The sequence below is a fragment of the Methylophilus glucosoxydans genome, assembly GCF_042676145.1.
In the GTDB taxonomy this organism is placed as follows: Bacteria; Pseudomonadota; Gammaproteobacteria; order Burkholderiales; family Methylophilaceae; genus Methylophilus; species Methylophilus glucosoxydans.
This window is the reverse complement of record NZ_JBHTJW010000002.1, coordinates 1,418,061-1,436,787: the sequence shown is the minus strand read 5'-3', so window position 1 is coordinate 1,436,787 and position 18,727 is coordinate 1,418,061. Positions and strand designations below refer to the sequence as shown.

General features: G+C 52.9%; 18 protein-coding genes. 11 read left to right on the top strand and 7 right to left on the bottom strand.

Annotation, left to right across the window (positions count from 1 at the left end; all coding sequences use genetic code 11):
• Positions 1-55: 55 nt before the first annotated feature.
• The 5 genes from trhO to ACFQ1T_RS09510 all read right to left on the bottom strand — a co-directional run bounded on the left by trhO (position 56) and on the right by ACFQ1T_RS09510 (position 5,545).
• Positions 56-970: an oxygen-dependent tRNA uridine(34) hydroxylase TrhO gene (trhO, locus tag ACFQ1T_RS09530; protein ID WP_379075977.1), complete on the bottom strand. Its 915-nt coding sequence runs from the start codon at positions 968-970 to the stop codon at positions 56-58.
• A 108-nt stretch (positions 971-1,078) separates the two neighbouring features.
• Complete coding sequence (locus ACFQ1T_RS09525; protein WP_379075974.1) at positions 1,079-1,750, bottom strand: GltB/FmdC/FwdC-like GXGXG domain-containing protein; 672 nt, start codon at positions 1,748-1,750, stop codon at positions 1,079-1,081.
• On the bottom strand, positions 1,747-2,673 hold the full coding sequence (fhcD, locus tag ACFQ1T_RS09520) for a formylmethanofuran--tetrahydromethanopterin N-formyltransferase (RefSeq protein WP_338654361.1): 927 nt from the start codon (positions 2,671-2,673) through the stop codon (positions 1,747-1,749). The genes ACFQ1T_RS09525 and fhcD overlap by 4 nt, the downstream gene beginning before the upstream one ends.
• 2 nt (positions 2,674-2,675) lie before the next feature.
• Positions 2,676-4,340, bottom strand: a complete 1,665-nt coding sequence (locus ACFQ1T_RS09515; protein WP_379075971.1) for a formylmethanofuran dehydrogenase subunit A — start codon at positions 4,338-4,340, stop codon at positions 2,676-2,678.
• Complete coding sequence (locus ACFQ1T_RS09510; protein WP_379075968.1) at positions 4,337-5,545, bottom strand: formylmethanofuran dehydrogenase; 1,209 nt, start codon at positions 5,543-5,545, stop codon at positions 4,337-4,339. Before ACFQ1T_RS09510 ends, ACFQ1T_RS09515 begins: the two co-directional genes overlap by 4 nt.
• 236 nt (positions 5,546-5,781) lie before the next feature.
• Here ACFQ1T_RS09510 and ndk point away from each other — a divergent pair, with 236 nt between their 5' ends.
• The 11 genes from ndk (at position 5,782) to der (ending at position 17,102) form a co-directional block, all read left to right on the top strand.
• The gene (gene ndk / locus ACFQ1T_RS09505; RefSeq protein WP_194748437.1) at positions 5,782-6,186 is read left to right on the top strand and encodes a nucleoside-diphosphate kinase; all 405 of its coding nucleotides are present in this window, start codon (positions 5,782-5,784) and stop codon (positions 6,184-6,186) included.
• 55 nt (positions 6,187-6,241) lie between these two features.
• Positions 6,242-7,360 (top strand): 23S rRNA (adenine(2503)-C(2))-methyltransferase RlmN, encoded by a 1,119-nt coding sequence (rlmN, locus tag ACFQ1T_RS09500; protein ID WP_194747785.1) that lies wholly within the window; start codon positions 6,242-6,244, stop codon positions 7,358-7,360.
• Between the two features lie 3 nt (positions 7,361-7,363).
• Complete coding sequence (gene pilW, locus ACFQ1T_RS09495; RefSeq protein ID WP_275356379.1) at positions 7,364-8,164, top strand: type IV pilus biogenesis/stability protein PilW; 801 nt, start codon at positions 7,364-7,366, stop codon at positions 8,162-8,164.
• Positions 8,165-9,439 carry a helix-turn-helix domain-containing protein gene (locus ACFQ1T_RS09490; RefSeq protein ID WP_379075963.1) on the top strand — a complete coding sequence of 425 codons (1,275 nt, stop codon included), beginning with the start codon at positions 8,165-8,167 and terminating at the stop codon, positions 9,437-9,439. It begins immediately after the preceding gene.
• Between the two features lie 2 nt (positions 9,440-9,441).
• Positions 9,442-10,722 (top strand): flavodoxin-dependent (E)-4-hydroxy-3-methylbut-2-enyl-diphosphate synthase, encoded by a 1,281-nt coding sequence (gene ispG, locus ACFQ1T_RS09485; RefSeq protein ID WP_379075960.1) that lies wholly within the window; start codon positions 9,442-9,444, stop codon positions 10,720-10,722.
• 27 nt (positions 10,723-10,749) lie between these two features.
• Positions 10,750-12,009, top strand: a complete 1,260-nt coding sequence (gene hisS / locus ACFQ1T_RS09480) for a histidine--tRNA ligase (protein WP_379075957.1) — start codon at positions 10,750-10,752, stop codon at positions 12,007-12,009.
• A gap of 123 nt (positions 12,010-12,132) precedes the next feature.
• Positions 12,133-12,957, top strand: a complete 825-nt coding sequence (locus ACFQ1T_RS09475) for an ATP-binding cassette domain-containing protein (RefSeq protein WP_379075954.1) — start codon at positions 12,133-12,135, stop codon at positions 12,955-12,957.
• A gap of 7 nt (positions 12,958-12,964) precedes the next feature.
• Positions 12,965-13,774, top strand: coding sequence for an ATP-binding cassette domain-containing protein (locus ACFQ1T_RS09470; RefSeq protein WP_379075951.1), 810 nt, complete (start codon positions 12,965-12,967; stop codon positions 13,772-13,774).
• A 35-nt stretch (positions 13,775-13,809) separates the two neighbouring features.
• Positions 13,810-14,448 (top strand): YfgM family protein, encoded by a 639-nt coding sequence (locus ACFQ1T_RS09465; protein WP_194747799.1) that lies wholly within the window; start codon positions 13,810-13,812, stop codon positions 14,446-14,448.
• Positions 14,449-14,454: 6 nt separating this feature from the next.
• On the top strand, positions 14,455-15,669 hold the full coding sequence (gene bamB / locus ACFQ1T_RS09460) for an outer membrane protein assembly factor BamB (protein ID WP_379075947.1): 1,215 nt from the start codon (positions 14,455-14,457) through the stop codon (positions 15,667-15,669).
• Positions 15,669-17,102 (top strand): ribosome biogenesis GTPase Der, encoded by a 1,434-nt coding sequence (der, locus tag ACFQ1T_RS09455; RefSeq protein WP_379075944.1) that lies wholly within the window; start codon positions 15,669-15,671, stop codon positions 17,100-17,102. The genes bamB and der overlap by 1 nt, the downstream gene beginning before the upstream one ends.
• Positions 17,103-17,221: 119 nt before the next feature.
• Here der and ACFQ1T_RS09450 read toward each other — a convergent pair whose 3' ends face one another.
• Positions 17,222-17,668 carry a GNAT family N-acetyltransferase gene (locus ACFQ1T_RS09450; protein ID WP_379075941.1) on the bottom strand — a complete coding sequence of 149 codons (447 nt, stop codon included), beginning with the start codon at positions 17,666-17,668 and terminating at the stop codon, positions 17,222-17,224.
• 69 nt (positions 17,669-17,737) lie between these two features.
• Positions 17,738-18,718: a S49 family peptidase gene (locus tag ACFQ1T_RS09445; RefSeq protein WP_194748439.1), complete on the bottom strand. Its 981-nt coding sequence runs from the start codon at positions 18,716-18,718 to the stop codon at positions 17,738-17,740.
• Positions 18,719-18,727 lie beyond the last annotated feature (9 nt).

Here is an 18,727-nt window from a genome sequence, read left to right as displayed (position 1 = left end):
TTTTTTCTAACACTACTAATTTTACGCCATCAGTGCAAGCGCGCTGATCAAAGGGTTATTGACTGTCGCCGATGTGATTTTGGCCGCGCAATCTGGCCAGCTTCACCTGCTTTTGACGCTCACGCAAAGACTCTTTCTTTTCTGCGGTCAATTTGTCGTAGCAATAAGGGCAAGAAATACCGGCTTCATATTGCTCACTTTGCATTTCTTCTGCAGTGAGTGGCATGCGGCAGGCATAACACTGGTCATGATCCCCTACTTCCAGGCCATGCTTGACCGCCACGCGCTGGTCAAAGACAAAACACTCGCCTTCCCACAGGCTTTGCTCTTTGGGCACGGTTTCCAGATATTTAAGGATGCCGCCTTGCAGGTGATACACCTCTTCAAACCCTTGTTGCTTCATGAAAGAAGAGGCTTTTTCGCAGCGAATGCCACCGGTACAGAACATGGCGACTTTTTTGTGCTTGGTTTTATCCAGGTTCTCGGCTACGTATTTGGGAAACTCGCGGAAAGTGGTGGTTTTAGGATCTACCGCACCTTTAAAAGTCCCAATGTGTACTTCATAATCATTGCGGGTATCGAGCACGATCACGTCGGGATCAGAAATAATGGCGTTCCAGTCTTCGGGTTTTACATAGGTGCCTACCACTAAATTCGGATCTACCTCAGGCACGCCCATGGTGACGATCTCTTTTTTGAGCTTGACCTTCATGCGGTAAAACGGGTGAGAATCGGCCCAGGATTCTTTATGTTCCAGATCAGCCAAACGTGGGTCCTGGCGTAAATAGCTGAGCACGGCCCGGATATCTTCCGGTTTCCCGGCAATGGTGCCATTAATGCCCTCATGCGCCAGCAGCAAGGTCCCTTTAATGTGATGTTGCTGGCAGGTCTCTAAAATCGGTTGTTGCAGGTCTTTGTAATTATCCAGCGTGACAAATTTGTAGAGGGCAGCGGTGAGGTATTGACTCATGTGAAGACAGCTTTAATTTCAAAAGCGCGATTTTACCACTGTAAGCTACTGATGCAAAAAGAAAAACGGGCACCGGGCCCGTTAATCTCGAATCGCTAAATCTGGCAGCTAAGACTGGATGACCAGGATTTCAGCCTTGCCCAGGCCGCCCATATCGCCCATCCAGCGTTGTACGCGCTGGCTGCTGATCTGCGCAAAGCGGCTATCTAGCAGCTTGAAGGATTTATACAGAATATTGAGGAAAGGCAGTTTGTGCAAACCACAGTCTATCCAGGTCGCCTGCGGCGCTGGCGATTGTGCCAATAATAAAGTCCCGCGTTTCATGCCGTAACCCAGATAGACACCTGTGCTGCCCAGTACGCCCAGCGTCCCCGCCATCATGTCCGAGCCGCAATAGTCACCGGCATTACCTTCAATCAACAGCATACCGCGACGCATACGGTCGCCTACACGTGCGCCAGCGTTGCCTTTGCAAATGAGAATCCCGTTTTGCAGTTGCGCCCCTAAAAAGTCACCCGCACTCCCCTCGACTACCAGCTGGCCAGCCGTCATGCCGAAGCCGATGTATTGGTGCGAAGAAGTTGTGTTTTTGAAAGTCAGCTTAGTTGCCTCTGTGGCTGTGTCCACGCTCACATCAAACGCGTCGGCAACAGACAAATTGGCGGCCAGTTTGATGGTGCCGATTTCGGTCTCAGTTTTGCCTTGCAAGGCCAGCGGCAATAAGGCACGGCAATCGACCGTGCGCGAGAGTGGCTTGGCGGTTAATACGATATGGCTCATGCGGTCACCTCCCCGCTTAAAATTGGACGCAGTTTAAAGTGATGCTGGCCCAGCTTGCCGCCGTAGTTACCGGCAGAAATACGCAAGATGCCATTTTCTTTACCCAGGCTACAGGCCGCTTCAATCCCAGCTTTCATCGAAACAGCAATATCTTCAAAAGTCAGGCCATTGACCACAATTTCCATCACGCTTTCTACCCGTGGATCGAGCTCGCTCTTAACCACGCCTTTAAGGGTTGGGCAGAATGCATCGTTGGTACTGGCAAACATTTTGGGGTACTTGCTGCCCACCTTGGAACCAGAGCGCACCACCCCGCCCGGGAAAGGCATAATCACATTGGGCAGTTTGCGCATGGCATCAATGGCGGCTTCACAGGCCGTCAGCACTTGTGCCTGACTGGCCCCCAAGACCAGAAAGTTACCGCCGCCAATGGCACGTACCATGCCTGTGGTTTCTTCGGTTAAAAACTCGCCATCCATCACCGGAATACGCCAGTAGCGCTTAAGCTTGCCCGTGGCATCGGGGATTTGTTTGGACACCTGATAACCATCGCCAAAAAAGCGCAAATGTTTACCGAGACTAATCATGTCTTCTGACTCAATCCCGGCAAAGGCCGCTGCGGTGGGGCAAGTGAGAATACATTGGCCCATGCGCGTTTCGAGCTGTTGCATCAGCACTTTGCTGCCCATGGCAAACATGAGCACACTAACGCCCGGACGGCCGTCCGGGGTTTCATCCTCGGACAACTCCCGCTCTATGCCCGCCTCGACGCCACAGCCAATCACACTGGTGGCAAAACCCGTCATGGCATTGGCGGCGTTATATGCCCAGCGCAAATTTTGCGCGGTAATCAGGATACGCGTGCCGCGCATATTAAATGCTTCAGCAAAGGTATCGTCTATGTCTACGCCATTTAACTGCATATTCACCCCTGGCTATGGTTAATGACATGGTTGCGGCCATCTTCCGCAATCTGGTCATCCGAAATTTTAAAGTTGTGCATTTGCATGGTGTGGTAACGGTCAAAATACTGCTTGATGTCTTTCTCCACACCCAGATCAAAGGCTGGTTTGGCGGTATGTGTTGCGCCCCACACCACCTTGACCACTTTGCCCTCTTTCACTACCAGCTCGCCGTCTTTAAACACCAGGTCTGGCTTGGCGAACATCGCCTCCTTGTCAGCCTGATCGGTATAGACGGTAATATCAGCCGCAGCGCCCACGCCCAAATGGCCACGGTCGTGCAGGCCAATCAACTTGGCCGGGGCTGAGCGGGTCATAGTGGCGATTTCATACAAGTTATATTCGCGCTCCAATGATTTCAGGTTACTCATGGCTTGCGCATCGAGGTTGAGCTTGTCAAACGCATCATTACGGAAGGTTTTATCCATGAGCAAACGGATCAAATGCGGATAGCTGGTAAACGGCGCACCGTTCGGGTGATCTGTAGTCAGGAAAATGCGCCAGGGGTCATCCACACTGAGGAATACCTCGAGGCCAATCGCCCATTGCAAGGCGTTGACATAGTTCTGGTCGCGGTATTTGAACGGCACCACGCCACAACCTGCGTCGCATTCAATGTCCATGATCACCGATTTTTTCGGGTTGGCCACTTTGGCGTTTAAGTGCTGCATCATGTTGTCGCCAGACGCGGTCACGGTCTGTCCAAACAGAATCTGGCCGACATCCGCAGTGATGTGTTTGTTGTTGTTGATCGCTTCGGCGATATTGGCGGCGGCAGAAGAAAATTTCTTGTCACCCTCGGTGCCATAACTGTGAAACTGGATATGGGTCAAATGCATGGGGATGCCATCGCTGGCGCCCATGGTATCCAGCGTGGTCTGAAAGTTACCAGCCACGCCCAGGTTATTACAGTGCACATGCAAAGGTTTGGCAATACCTATCTCATTTACGGCACGGCTCAAAGCCTGCAAAATGCGGCGCGGCGTGATGTTGTAATAACTGTGCAGTTGATCGAGGTCCTGGCGGCGCTCATTGAATTTAAACGCGGAAATGCCGCCCGGATTGACCACTTTAATGCCTATGGTTTGCGTCGCATGCAGAGTCCACGCCACATAGTCATTAATGGTTTTCTGGTCAGCATTCTGGCTCAGCAAACGCAGCAGGTAATCATCGTTACCCAGCATGGCGTAGCCGCCTTTATCAATCATCGGCGTGTCACCCATTTCCATATGCGCCTGACGCGCATTGACGGCGAGCACGGCCGGCTCAAAGGCAGCGGTATAGCCCATCTCGATATAGCGCATGCCGGTATCGGTGGTATTCGGTGTCGCATGGTGGCTGCAGTTGGCGCCGCAGATGTGAGCTTCAGGCTCCTCCAGCTTGCGCATGGCTTGGTATTCAGGCAACAGCATGCGCGCAATATTGACCTTGCCGCCACCGATATGGCTATGCATATCAATCGCCCCGGCCATCACGATCTTGCCATTCAGGTCGAACACCTGCGCAATTTTTTCACTGTCGGCCGGTTTGGCAATAATGCGGCCATCGCGGATATAAATATCCTGCACCACACCATCCTTGCCGTGCGCGGGGTCAATCACTTTAGCGTTCTTGAGTACGGTAATCATGCCGCCACTCCTTTAAGTTCTGTTTCTATCATGGCGATCACTTGTGACAAGGTGGGCAGGTCAGAAGGCTTGGCTGCGCTGAGCGGCAAGGTAACCGAGCCATCGACACGGAATTGCTGGCCATTGCAGTCCAGCCCTGGCGTCGCAACGGGGATAAACACTGCTGGCGTCTCTTCAAATTGGCTGTCAGCAGCACCGAGCACAATCACGGGTTTAGTGCCTGCAGGCGGCATCGCATCCGGGCTGTAACTATTCACCCATACCACCGCGTCATGGCTTTCCCAGTCTGGCGTATCAATAATCACGCCATTGAGCCAGGTATGTGCGTAGTTGACGCTGGTATCGCCATCACTGCCGCCAAGCGACAAACCCATGGCGCGGCTCTTCTGGTTCAAGGCGACCACGGTTTCAGTGATATTTTCAATGGTTAATTCGGCATGCGCATAGTGCAGGTCTTTGGACACCCACACCAAGGTGGCGTACTTGGCTGCCTTCAGGGTCTCAGCCACGGTTCTCAAACGGCTCACATCGACGCCGGCCACCTTGTCCACCGTCACAGGCTTGTCCATGACCAACGCACGCAGCGTGGCAACCACTTCCGGCAATTGTTCGCTTGCACAAGGGATCACTTCAGGCGCGCGTCCATCGGGAGAGACGCCAGGCTTGGTATTCAGCTCATCGCCGCCCAGGTAGATGATCTTGCGGGCAGCAGACTCGGTAAACATGGCCTCAGGCACCCACACCACGCGCTCGAAAAAACGGGTATTGTGGCTCACCACATCAGTGCCTATCATCAGGATCACATCTGCGCGGTTGCGTACTTCGGTCAAGGTGGTGGTCTGCCAGCCGCGATGCTGTAATACCTGCATGTTGCGCAGCGTGCTGCTGGCATTGAGATGCGTCATCGACGCATGCGTGTGATGCGAAAGGCTGACCAGAGCACGCGCACCGTGGACATCGGTACTGCTGCCGGCGATCAATGGCGTTTTGGCTTGCTTGAGCAGTTCGACGGCGGTATGTACGGCCTGGGTCAGCGACACGGGTTGCCCCGCCACCCGAGGTTGCGCACCATTACTCGTTCGAGCATAGAACTTTGCGGCTTTGCCACACGAAAACTGCTGTTTGGCAATGGCCTCCCCCGAAATGTCGTCACATAGCAAGCCACAAGCCGGGCATGCATGCATACTGTTTTGTTGATTTGTCATGGCTTTATAGTCTCTCGTTTTGATCTTTATGTATTCAATCCTGAATATCCACCTGACCGTGGGAAACCATCACATCATAAAACATCTGCTGACAATAGATAAAAAAAATAAAGCAATGAATGCCTGCTATTTAACGCAATAAAAGCCTGTCATCCGTATCTAAGGTTTATCAATCACAGTAAAAATAGTAGAATAGTCGTTTGTTTTTCTTGTTCATTACTTTATTTGGAGTTCTCATGGCTTTAGAGCGTACACTCAGCATCATCAAACCAGACGCCGTTGCAAAAAACGTGATTGGTCAAATCTACACCCGTTTTGAAAACGCCGGTTTGAAAATTGTTGCAGCTAAAATGACCCACCTGACTCAAGCTGAAGCTGAAGGCTTCTACGCTGTGCACAAAGAGCGTCCTTTCTTCAACGACCTGGTTAAATTCATGATCTCTGGTCCAGTGATGATCCAGGCTTTGGAAGGCGAAAACGCGGTTTTGAAAAACCGTGAACTGATGGGTGCAACTAACCCTAAAGACGCAGCCCCTGGCACCATTCGTGCTGACTTCGCTGAAAGCATTGATGCTAACGCCGTGCACGGTTCCGACTCTTTGGAAAATGCGGCCATCGAAATCAAATACTTCTTCGGTTAATCTCACACTTCGTCACTTAAAGACGATCACATTGATACCGAACATAGGAATACACTTGGTTAACTTACTGAATTTTAACCAATCGCAACTCGCCGAGTACTTCACCAGTCTCGGCGAGAAGCCTTTCCGCGCCAAACAATTGATGCGCTGGATGCATCATTTCGGGGTGCTTGACCTCGACCAGATGACCGATATTGCCAAAACTCTGCGCGAAAAACTGCGTCAGGAAACCGAATTTGCGCTGCCAGACGTGCAGTTGGAACAAGTGTCAGATGATGGCACCCGCAAATGGCTGATCGGCACTAATAACTTAAGAGACGGCACGTCTAACAGTGTGGAAACCGTCTTTATCCCTGAAGATGACCGCGGTACGCTGTGTATCTCCAGCCAGGTAGGCTGTGCACTCGAATGCACATTCTGCAGCACCGGTCGCCAGGGCTTCAACCGCAATCTTAACGTCTCCGAAATTATCGGCCAACTATGGATTGCCAATCACGCCCTGCGCCAGGCGCCTGGCTATGACTTGCTGCCACCCGGTGAGCGCATTATCTCCAACGTGGTGATGATGGGCATGGGTGAGCCACTGGCCAACTATGACAACGTCGTCACGGCCATGCAAATCATGCTGGATGACAGCGCTTATGGCTTAAGTCGCCGCCGCGTCACCTTGTCGACCAGCGGCATGGTGCCAGCGATGGACAGACTCAAGGAAGATTGCCCCGTCGCCTTGGCGGTGTCGTTGCATGCGCCGAATGATGCGCTACGTGATGAGATCGTCCCAATTAATAAAAAATATCCAATTAAAGATTTGATGGCCGCTTGCGAGCGCTACCTAGTCAAAGCACCACGTGATTTCGTGACGTTTGAATATGTCATGCTGGACGGCGTCAATGACACCCTGGAACACGCCAAGCAACTGATGAATATCGTGCGCGATGTTCCGTGCAAATTTAACCTGATCCCATTCAACCCGTTCCCTAACAGTGGTTACGGAACGTCCAAGCCCATGCAGGTGCGTGCGTTTCGTGATATGTTAATGCAGGCAGGCTTTGTGGTCACCGTGCGTAAAACCCGCGGAGACGACATTGATGCGGCCTGCGGACAACTGGCAGGCAAAGTGCTCGATAAAACCCGCCGCACCGAGAAAACCATAGCGATACACCCGGAACAGTAAGTGATGACAGCCCCCTTGTATAAGCCTTTCGTGGTCATCTCTGCAGTGACCTTGTTACTGTGGCTGTCAGGGTGTGCGCAAAACCCTTCTTCCAACGCTCAAGCTCAACCTTATGACCAGCAGCCTATCGGACGCGAAAGCGGCGATATGGAATCTGCCCGCGTGCATACTGAACTTGGCGCGGAATATTTCCGTCTCAAACGCTACGATGTGGCGCTTGAAGAGTTTAATACCGCGCTTGAACGCAGCGCGACCTATGCCCTGGCCTACAACGGTTTAGGCCTGGTCTATGCGGCCCTCGGTGAAAAAGCACGGGCAGAAGCCGCATTCAAGCGGGCGATTCAACTGCAACCAGCTAACTCGGAGTCACACAACAACTATGGCCGTTTTTTGTGCGACCAAGGCCAATACGATGCCTCACAAAAAGAATTTTTGCTGGCGGTGAAGAATCCGTTGTATAAAACACCGCAAATTGCGCTGTATAACGCCGGCGTCTGTGCCTTGCGTGCCCAGCAAAAAACACAGGCTGAGCAGTACTTTTATCAGGCACTGCAAGTGGACCCATTGGCCCACGCCAGTGCTTATCAATTGGCCAACCTGCAATTTGCACGCGGCGAGGCACAACTGGCACTCAACACCGTGCAAAATAGTGTGAACGTTGCCCCGACACCAGAGTCCCTCTTTTTGGCAGTCCGAATTTGCCGGTCCTTACAATTGGCCGATGATGCAAATTATTACAGTGTGCAACTGCACAAACTGTTCCCGAATGCCAATGAAACCAAACAATTGCTGAAAACGGAGTAAATGCACGTGACGTCAGAAGATACCACCAACGTCAATCCTGCACCGGCAGAAAAACCCAGACGTGGCCGTCGGCCCAAGAATGCTGCCACCACGCAGACGGCAGCCAGCCAGGCGCCCACAACAGAGACTGCGGTGAGCCTGGAGCAAACGCCTGCAGCAGTTTCGGTTGCGCAAGCAGCGGCCGCAGAAGCTTCGCTAATGGATACCACACCTGACGATACTAGCAATCTCAATCCAGCACCTACTGATGCGCCTGAAGAGTACGGTGCCGCCATGGGCTTGGAAAGCATCCCGCAGCAAGCAGTGAACACGTCCATCGCTTATGGTTCTGGCTGCGGCAATGTCCTCAAAGCGGCACGAGAGGCACAGGGCTTGAGTATCCACGAAGTGTCTGGCCAATTGCGCCTGGGCGTCAAGCAAATCCAGGCCATTGAGCAGGATGACTTTGATAAGTTGCCACAACCAAGCATTGTGCGCGGCTTTATCCGTAACTACGCACGCTTGCTCAATATTGATGTGGCGCCCATCATCGAGGCCTATCAACGCATCGTGCCTAACAAGACCCCGCTGCCCTTGAGTGTCCGCTCGAATGCCAGCCGTTCGGTGATTGATAAACCGGTGCGCGTCTTGCGTCCGCAACGCTTGCTCACCTTGCTGATCTTTTTGATATTAGCCGCGATTGCCGCCTATTTTTATATCAACCATATCAAGCCGCACACACTCAAAGATGCTTCACTGGCGCTGGATGTGGAAGAAATCAGTGAAACAACGGGTCAGCAAATCGAAATTCCAGTGCCTCCGGCAACTGCGACCGCCCCCGAAGCAAGCAACAGTGCGCCCGTAGAATCCGGCAATACTGCGAGTACAGCCTCGGTAGAGGCGCCCGCCGAAGCCAATCTAGCCATGCAACCGGCCGCAGGCATGCCGCCAGCGAGCCCGGCTGATACGGTTGCCAGCACGCCTACCATCGTTAGCACACCGACACCGGCGGCTGGTCAGTCGCTTGAAACGACCATGCTCAAAGCCGTGGATCCGCAGAAGGCAAACTTGAGCTTTAAAGTGACTGAAGACTCCTGGGTGCGCATTGAAGATATGCAAGGCAAAAAATTATTTAGTGAGGTACTCCCGGCCGGTTCAGAACGTCAGGTAGTGACAGACAAACCGGTCAATATCACGGTCGGGCATGCCGCCGGTACTCAGCTCACAATTGATAACCAGCCTTACGATTTAACCCAAGCCACACGTGGTCGTGTTGCGCGTATTCAATTGAAATAATCATGATATCCCGTAGACATACCCGTCAGGTCATGGTCGGACACGTTGCGGTCGGCGGTGGCTTATATGGTACACAGGTGTCGCCTGTGGTCGTGCAAAGCATGACCAATACCGATACCGCCGATGCGGCTGCCACCATCGCGCAGGTCTATGCCTTATGGCAGGCCGGCTCTGAAGTGGTCAGGATCACGGTCAACAGCGCCGAAGCTGCCGCGCAAGTCGCCACCATCCGCAAAGGCCTGGATGCCATGGGGTGCTCTGTGCCACTGGTGGGTGACTTTCACTTTAACGGCCACAAGCTGCTGCAAGCTTACCCGGATTGCGCCGAAGCACTGGCCAAGTATCGGATCAACCCCGGTAATGTCGGCAAAGGCAGCAAGCGTGACGAACAGTTTGCGGCGATGATAGAAGCCGCCATCCAGTACAAAAAAGCCGTCCGCATCGGCGTGAACTGGGGCAGCCTGGATCAAGCCAAAATGGCACAAATGATGGATGAGAATGGCAAGTCTGCCAACCCGCTCTCGGCAGATGAATTGATGCGCGAAGCCCTGATTCAATCCGCGCTCGAAAGTGCCCAGCAAGCCGTCGATTTAGGCTTAAACCCCGATCAAATCATCATTTCTTGCAAGGTTAGCAACGTGCAGGATCTGGTACTGGTCTATCAGGCGCTGGCGCAACGCTGTGATTATCCCCTGCATTTGGGACTGACTGAAGCGGGCATGGGCTCCAAGGGCATTGTTGCCTCCACTGCCGCACTGGCGATTCTGTTACAGCAAGGCATAGGCGACACCATCCGCGTCTCACTGACCCCCGAGCCGAATGAGTCCCGCACCAAAGAAGTCGTGGTCGCCCAAGAAATCCTGCAAACCATGGGTATCCGCTCATTTACGCCCTTGGTGACCGCCTGCCCTGGCTGCGGCCGGACCACCAGCACCTATTTCCAGGAGCTGGCCATGCAAATCCAGAGCTGGTTACGCAACCAGATGCCAATCTGGCGTAGCCAATATCCCGGCGTGGAAACCCTCAATGTGGCAGTCATGGGCTGCGTGGTCAATGGCCCTGGCGAGTCCAAATTAGCCAATATCGGCATTAGCCTGCCGGGCACAGGCGAAACGCCGGTGGCGCCAGTGTTTGTTGATGGTGAAAAAACCGTCACCCTTAAAGGCGACCATATTGCTGAAGAGTTTCAACAGATCGTGGATGAGTATGTGCGCACGCATTATGCCGAAGGTGGCAAATTGCGCACAAACAAAGCGCCCGTGATCCCGATTGTGGCCGTATAAGCCATCCACCTTCCCCATTCGTACAAGATGAGTCAAACATTTCAATCCATTAAAGGTTTTTACGACATCCTGCCAGAAGCCACGCCCTTGTGGTTCAAGCTTGAAGATACGGCACGCCGGATCTTGAGCCAGTATGGTTACAACAATATCCGCATGCCACTGGTCGAGCCGACCGAGTTGTTTGTGCGCAGCGTAGGCGAGCATACAGATATCGTAGAAAAAGAAATGTACGCCTGGGAAGACAAGCTCAATGGCGACAAACTGACGTTGCGCCCGGAAGGCACGGCAGGTTGCGTACGTGCCGTGGTGGAACACAATCTCACTTACAATGGCCCGCAACGCCTGTGGTACATGGGCCCCATGTTCCGTCATGAAAACGTACAAAAAGGCCGTCAGCGCCAGTTTCACCAAATCGGCGTGGAAGCCTTTGGCTTTGAAGGGCCCGATGTGGATGCCGAGCAAATCGTCTTGCTGGCCCGACTGTGGCAAGCGCTGGGCATTGCCGACGTTGAATTACAGTTAAATAGCATTGGTGATGCCGAGGAGCGCGCGCAATATCGCCAAACCTTGATTGCCTATTTTGAGCAACACATGGACTTGCTGGATGAAGACGCAAAACGTCGTCTGCATAGCAATCCCCTGCGCATTCTGGATACGAAAAACCCACGCATGCAGACCATGTGTGAGGCGGCCCCCAAGCTGATGGATTGCCTGGGTGAAACATCCAAGCAGCATTTTGCCCAATTGTGCACCCTGCTTGATCAGGCTGGCATTGCTTATACCATTAACCACAGACTGGTGCGTGGTCTGGACTATTACAACCGCACGGTCTTTGAATGGGTGACCACCAAACTTGGCGCGCAAGGCACCATTGCCGGCGGCGGACGCTACGACACGCTGGTAGAACGTATTGGTGGGAGTGCGACTCCGGCTTGCGGCTTTGGCATTGGTCTGGAACGCGTATTCCTGTTGATGCAGGAATATGGCGTCACCGCCCAGAACCAACCCGATATTTACCTGGTCAATGTGGGCGAGTTGGCGACACAAAAAGCCTTTACGCTGGCCGAAAGACTGCGTAGCATGGGACTCAAGGTGGTCTTGCACGCCGGTGGCGGTAGCTTCAAATCACAAATGAAAAAGGCCGACCGCAGTGGTGCGCGCTTTGCCGGCATTTTTGGGGATGATGAAGCAGCCGTTGACGAACTCACCTTAAAACCCATGCTGGGTCAAGGCGAACAAGCACGTGTCAGCTTTGATCAAGTCGCCTCCATCGTTAATGCGGGCTGATTGGCGGCAGTGTTCTGTTTGAATGATGACTGGTCTGAATAGCAAGGCTGGTAAATATCAACAACGGTCGCTGGCATGGCGATAAATCCGTAATTTTGTGAATCTGGTGATTGATCTATCAACATGAGCGAAATCTTAAATATCCAGGACCTCAATATTTACCCGGCAAATGCGCCAGGGCGCTACTTGGTCAAACAGGCCTCGCTCAGCCTCGCCCGTGGCAAGACTACTTGTATCGTTGGTGAGTCTGGGAGTGGCAAAAGCCTCACTGCGCTCAGTATCATGAGGCTACTTTCCCCGCAATTGCGCATGCAAGGCCGCGTGGTGTTTCAAGGCCAGGATCTCAGCCAATTAAGCGAGCGAGAAATGCAAGCCATCCGTGGTCGACAAATCGGCATGATTTTTCAGGAGCCCATGACCTCGTTAAACCCGGTACTCACCATCGGCTTTCAGATCGGTGAGCCACTGCAAACGCATTTAGCGCTTAAAGGTGCCGCACTTAAACAAAAAGTCGCTGAATTACTAACGCAAGTGGGCATTGATCCCACGCGCGCCAACAGTTATCCCGACGAACTTTCAGGCGGGCAACGTCAGCGTGTCATGATAGCCATGAGCATTGCCTGTCAACCTGCCCTGCTGATTGCCGATGAGCCGACAACTGCACTAGATGTCACCGTGCAAGCACAGGTGCTGCGCTTGCTCGATGAACTCAAGCAAAGGCTGAATATGGCGATGCTGTTTATTACCCATGACTTCGGTGTGGTCGCTGATATTGCCGACGATGTCATCGTCATGTTCAGAGGTGAAATCGTAGAAGCTGGCCCGGTCAGCCAGGTATTGGATGCGCCACAGCATCCATATACCCGCGCGTTGCTCGCTTGCGTGCCCGATGCCGAGGGCAAAAAAGTGTTGCAGCCCATCCGCTATGACTGGCTGACGCCTGCGTGAGGTCGATATGACGGATTTCCTGTTACAAGCCCATCATCTAAGCAAAAGTTACCGTCAGCGGACCGGCACGCTCGGGCTGAATACCCAGACCATACATGCCCTCGACGATGTCAGCCTGCAACTCAAACGCGGCAGTACGCTGGCTGTGGTCGGCGAATCTGGCAGCGGAAAATCGACACTGGCTCGCGGCATTTTGCGCCTGTTGCCGCTAGACCAAGGCCAGGTGCTGTTCGATGGTCAGGACTTTCTCGCGCTAGACCAAAGCAGCCTGCGTCATGCACGCCGCCATATGCAAATGGTGTTTCAGGACCCATTTGCTTCACTCAACCCTAGAATGCGTGTGGGTGAAATCATTGCCGAGGGCCTGGTGATCCATGGCGTCGGCGATAAAAAACAACAACAAAACAGCGTCTTTGAGATGCTGGAAAAAGTCGGGCTAAAAGCTGAAGATGCCAGCAAATATCCGCACCAGTTTTCAGGCGGCCAACGCCAGCGTATCGGCATCGCGCGTGCCCTGATTCTGCAGCCCAAGCTGGTCATCTGCGATGAGCCGGTGTCGGCGCTAGATGTATCAGTGCAGGCGCAAATCCTCCTATTACTCAAGCAACTGCAACAAGAAATGGGGCTCAGTTACCTGTTTATCACGCATGATTTACGCGTGGTCAGACATATTGCCGATGATGTTCTGGTCATGCAAAAAGGCAAAGTAATTGAGCAAGGAAGCGTAGAAACCATTTATAATGCTCCCCAACAAAAATATACCCAACAGCTGCTCAGCGCAATTCCTGGTCAAGGCCTGCGCGGGGCTGCCGCATAATTAAGATCCTAATACAAGAATACGCAGGAAATTCAATGGCATACGATTTGGAAGAACAGGAACAACTAGACGAGTTTAAAGCCTGGTGGAACAAAAACGGTAAACTGGTCACCCGCCTGGTGATTGCAGCGGTCGTCGTCTATGGCGGCTGGCAAGGATACCAGTCTTACATGAATAGCAAGGCCACTGCCGCCTCTACCGCCTATCAGACCTTGATCAGCAGCTCATTGCTGGATGTTGATAGCAAAAAAGCCGAGCAAATTAGCAAAGAAGCCCAAGCCATTGAGCAAGACTACAGCATGACCCCTTATGCAGGCCGTGCCGCCCTGTTTGCAGCGCGCGCATTGCATGAAGCCAAGCAGTCCGAAGCCGCTGAAAAGCAATTGCGCTGGGCGATGGCTGAAGCAAAAGAACCCGCCATTAAACAGATGGCCGCCATTGAAATTGCCGGCTTGCAAATTGAGCGCAATGCACTGGACGATGCCAAGAAAACCTTGGAAGGCATCAATGACCCAGGCTTTGATGGCATTAAAAACAGTTTGCTTGGCGATATCCTGATGGCGAAAAAACAGGAAAAAGAAGCGAAACAAGCCTATACCAAAGCATTGCAAGCGCTTGATCCTGAAGGAAAATTGTTTTACCTGACCCAGCAAAAGCTGGATGCTTTAGGATAATTGCTGATGAAGTTGAATGTTGCCGCCATGCCTGTCCCGTCTCACCGTCTCAAACAATGGACACTGGTTGCCCTGTGTTTCATCGGGAGCAGTTTGACTGCGTGTACGGCATTCAACGATGTTAAAACCAATTTAAGTGAAAGTATTTTTGGCGCCGAGCCTGCCAACCCGCCTGTAGAGCTTGAGGAAATCAAATCCTCTTACGAGACACGCGTACAGTGGTCCACCGATGTGGGCGAGGCAGGCCGTTTCAGCTACGTGCCCGTCCTGGCTGATAACATGGTATATGCCGTCAATGCTGAAGGCAGCGTCATGCAGCTTTCTGCAGAAAATGGCAAAACGCTGTGGCAAACAGAATTAGGCGAGCCCATCAGCAGTGGCGCAGGACTGGGCGGTGGCCTGGTATTGGTCGGGACCAGCAAAGGCCACGTCTATGCACTCAACTTGAATGGCAGAAAGCTGTGGAGCGCCGTGCTCTCCAGTGAAATACAAGGCTCCCCGCGCTATTATGATGGTACGGTGATTGTGCGTACCACCGATCACCACATTTACGGCATTGATGCGGCGGATGGCCGACGCAAATGGTCTTATGAACGTGCCACCCCTTCCCTCTCGCTCAAAACGCATGCGGGCATCGTCGTGGATGGCGGCGCCATTTATGCAGGCTTCCCTGGCGGGAAACTGGTGGCGATTCGTGCCGACAATGGCAAACTGATTTGGGAAGCAACGGTTGCCCAACCCAAAGGCGTGACCGAAATCGAACGGATTGCCGACATCACCAGCCTGCCGTTTGTCGATGGCCCGCTGGTGTATGTGGTAGCTTATCAGGGCAAAGTCGCCGCGGTTGACCGTCAGCGTGGACAAGTGGTGTGGAGCCGCGATATTTCAAGCTATGTCGGCCTGACCGCAGAGAATAACAAAGTGTACCTGAGCCACACCATCGGCTCAGTCTACTCACTGGATGCCAGCAATGGCAAAACCTTTTGGCGCCAGGGCAACCTGGGCTACCGTAACCTGACCGTGCCTCTGCCACTCAGCAATATTGTGGCTGTTGGTGACCTGGAAGGCTATGTCCATTTACTGAGCCAGGATGACGGCAGCTTTGTTGGTCGTCTGCAATTAGGTTCCAAACCCCTTATGGCATTGATCGCAGGCACCAATGCCAACCAGTTTCTTGCACAATCGCGTGACGGTCACCTTTACGCAGTGACATATAAATAATGCTACCTACCATCGTGCTTGTTGGCCGACCCAATGTCGGCAAATCTACTTTATTCAATCGTTTGACCAAATCGCGAGATGCGCTGGTCGCCGATTTGCCTGGTCTCACGCGTGACCGGCACTACGGCCGAGGCCTGGGCGCCAGCCAGCCCTATCTGGTCATTGATACCGGCGGCTTTGAGCCCACCGCAGATACGGGTATCTTGAAAGAAATGGCCAAGCAAACCTTGCTTGCCATTGATGAAGCCGATGTCATTATTTTCCTGGTCGACGCCCGTGCAGGCCTGACACCGCAAGAATTTACCATTGCGCAAACCTTGCGCAAGGCCCAGCGGCCGGTGCTGCTGGCAGTGAACAAAACCGAAGGCATGCGCAAAGCCATCGTCAGCGCTGACTTTCATGAACTGGGCATGGGTGAACCCCTGTCCATCTCTTCCGCGCATGGCGAAGGGGTCAGAGACTTGATTGAACTGGCGCTGGAAACCATCGCCGATAAGGAAATCGAAGCTTCCGAGCCTGTGAATCCGGACAATCCCCGCATTGCAATTGTTGGCCGCCCTAACGTAGGCAAATCGACACTGGTGAATGCGCTGCTGGGAGAAGACCGCGTGATTGCCTTTGACCAGCCAGGCACGACTCGCGACTCGATTGAAATCGCGCTCGAAAAGAACGGCAAGCACTATACGATTATTGACACTGCGGGCGTACGCAAGCGCGGCAAGGTCTTTGAAGCGGTTGAAAAATTCTCCGTGATCAAAACCATGCAAGCGATTGAAGACGCCAACGTGGCTATTTTGGTGGTGGATGCCCAAGAGGGCATTACCGAGCAGGATGCACACGTTGCGGCCTATATTGTCGATGCCGGACGTGCTCTGGTCGTCGCCATTAACAAATGGGATGGCTTGCAGGATGATGAGCGAGAATGGATCAAACGCGAAATCGACCGTAAACTGCAATTCCTCGACTTTGCCAAATTCCACTATATCTCGGCGCTGCGTAAAAAAGGCCTGAATGAGTTACTGGACTCAGTTGATGTTGCCTTTAAGGCGGCCATGGCCAAGTTAGCCACGCCACAACTGACGCGTGTGCTTGGCGAGGCCACCACCCAGCATCAACCACCCATCAGCCGTGGTATTCGCCCCAAACTGCGCTATGCACACCAGGGCGGCAGCAACCCACCGATTGTGGTGGTACACGGCAACCACATTGATGGCGTCAAAGCGAGCTATACGCGTTTTCTCGAAGGGGTGTTCCGTAAAGCCTTTCAATTGGTAGGCACACCGCTACGCGTGCAATACCATCAGGGTGAAAACCCGTTTGATAGAGAAGACGAGCGCAAAAAAGGCGAAGGCCTGGTCACCATGCGTAGACGTAAAAATGAAATGCGCGCCAAGCTGAAAGCGCGCAACGAGCAAAATAAAACCAAAAAATAATTGCTTGGGCGCTCAGGATGGGCTTTTACTTTATTCCATCCTGCGCGGTCAAGCTTACACGCACAGGCAGCACGCCTCTTGAGTGCTCAACTTGAAATCAGACTTATTTCAAGCTGATTTCATAGGTTTGCCAGCCTTGTATGCCTTGCCAGCTTATCATCGCAGGCACATGCCAGCTGGTTATCCTCAGCAGCCACCCAACGGATCACCGACCATCCCTGCAGTTGTCCAATCTGCACCACTGCCTTGATCAAAGCGGTGCCAACACCCTGCCCTCTGACCGCGGATGCTACAAACAAATCATCGAGATAACCGCCCATGCTCGCCGCCAAGGGTCTAACAAAAGCACGATAATGTGCAAATCCAATCAGGCGCCCCTGCGCATCTACTGCCACCAAAGCAAATATGGCGGGAGACGGCTGGTGTAAGCACTGCCAGACCTGTTCCCGCTTGGCGACAGACTGATTCACAGCATAAAACCTGGCGTAGTCAGCATACAAGGCTGACCACTCGGCATGATCTTCACCAGCGATTGGACGAATATGGAAACGGGATGGTTGTGTCATGGGAGTTCTTCAGTCATACGGCAAACAAAAAAAGGGACCTTGCGGTCCCTTTGCATCCCTTTCAAAGGTTTATCGCAAGGTGGGCAACAGATTTTTTGCGCTCACGCCCAGCTCTTGTGCCATGCTGGCCCCCAACTTCTTGGCAAAGCGATCCACAACCGTCTCCTGGTAGGTGAAATCAACGATTTCAGCCTGCTTGATCACTTCACGGGCGACGTATTCTGCGCTGCCTTGCGCATCCGCCAGACCCAGCTTGATACTTTCTTCGCCGTTCCAGAACAGGCCACTAAAGGTGTCTGCATCTTCCTTGAGGCGGCTACCGCGGCCTTCACGCACCACGGTGATAAATTGCTGGTGGATTTGATTGAGCATGCTTTGCGCAAACGCCTGCTGCTTTGGATTGACCGGTGAGAATGGATCCAGCATGCCTTTGTTTTCGCCGGCAGTCATCAAACGGCGCTCTACCCCCACTTTTTTCATGGCTTCAGTAAAGCCGTAGCCATCCATCAGCACGCCGATAGAGCCAACGATACTGGCTTTATCGACAAATATTTTGTCCGCTGCGACGGCAATGTAATAGCCTCCCGAAGCGCAGATATCTTCAACCACGGCATAGACAGGAATTTCCGGGTGCAATTTGCGCTGACGGTGGATTTCATCATTGATGATGCCTGCTTGTACCGGACTGCCACCTGGACTGTTGATACGCAAGATAATACCCTTGGTGCCCTTGTTGTCGTAAGCATCATTGAGGCTGCTGATCACCGCATCGGCATTGACTTGGCCACCGGCCTCAATCACGCCGGAAATGTCGATCAGCGCAGTGTGTGCAATAGAGGTGCTTTTGCTTTGCCCAACCCAGCCCAACAACATCATGAGCAGGAAGAACAGATAGATAAACGTCAGCGACTTGAACAACACAGACCAGCGTCTGGCTGTTTTTTGCTCCTGCAATCCGGCCAGTGCAATTTTTTCTACCGTGCGCAAAGCCCAATCCTGCGAGGCAGGGCTGGGTTGTGTGTCTGAGGATGGCGTATGGTTTTCTTGCATCATTCAACT

Coding starts and splice junctions, on each gene's coding strand:
- pilW (WP_275356379.1), top strand. CDS start 7,364: ATGACAGCCCCCTTGTATAAGCCTTTCGTGGTCATCTCTGCAGTGACC.
- bamB (WP_379075947.1), top strand. CDS start 14,455: ATGAAGTTGAATGTTGCCGCCATGCCTGTCCCGTCTCACCGTCTCAAA.
- hisS (WP_379075957.1), top strand. CDS start 10,750: ATGAGTCAAACATTTCAATCCATTAAAGGTTTTTACGACATCCTGCCA.
- ACFQ1T_RS09490 (WP_379075963.1), top strand. CDS start 8,165: ATGCACGTGACGTCAGAAGATACCACCAACGTCAATCCTGCACCGGCA.
- ndk (WP_194748437.1), top strand. CDS start 5,782: ATGGCTTTAGAGCGTACACTCAGCATCATCAAACCAGACGCCGTTGCA.
- ACFQ1T_RS09515 (WP_379075971.1), bottom strand. CDS start 4,340: ATGATTACCGTACTCAAGAACGCTAAAGTGATTGACCCCGCGCACGGC.
- ACFQ1T_RS09525 (WP_379075974.1), bottom strand. CDS start 1,750: ATGAGCCATATCGTATTAACCGCCAAGCCACTCTCGCGCACGGTCGAT.
- ACFQ1T_RS09475 (WP_379075954.1), top strand. CDS start 12,133: ATGAGCGAAATCTTAAATATCCAGGACCTCAATATTTACCCGGCAAAT.
- trhO (WP_379075977.1), bottom strand. CDS start 970: ATGAGTCAATACCTCACCGCTGCCCTCTACAAATTTGTCACGCTGGAT.
- ACFQ1T_RS09450 (WP_379075941.1), bottom strand. CDS start 17,668: ATGACACAACCATCCCGTTTCCATATTCGTCCAATCGCTGGTGAAGAT.
- ACFQ1T_RS09510 (WP_379075968.1), bottom strand. CDS start 5,545: ATGACAAATCAACAAAACAGTATGCATGCATGCCCGGCTTGTGGCTTG.
- ACFQ1T_RS09465 (WP_194747799.1), top strand. CDS start 13,810: ATGGCATACGATTTGGAAGAACAGGAACAACTAGACGAGTTTAAAGCC.
- ACFQ1T_RS09445 (WP_194748439.1), bottom strand. CDS start 18,718: ATGCAAGAAAACCATACGCCATCCTCAGACACACAACCCAGCCCTGCC.
- ACFQ1T_RS09470 (WP_379075951.1), top strand. CDS start 12,965: ATGACGGATTTCCTGTTACAAGCCCATCATCTAAGCAAAAGTTACCGT.
- ispG (WP_379075960.1), top strand. CDS start 9,442: ATGATATCCCGTAGACATACCCGTCAGGTCATGGTCGGACACGTTGCG.
- fhcD (WP_338654361.1), bottom strand. CDS start 2,673: ATGCAGTTAAATGGCGTAGACATAGACGATACCTTTGCTGAAGCATTT.
- der (WP_379075944.1), top strand. CDS start 15,669: ATGCTACCTACCATCGTGCTTGTTGGCCGACCCAATGTCGGCAAATCT.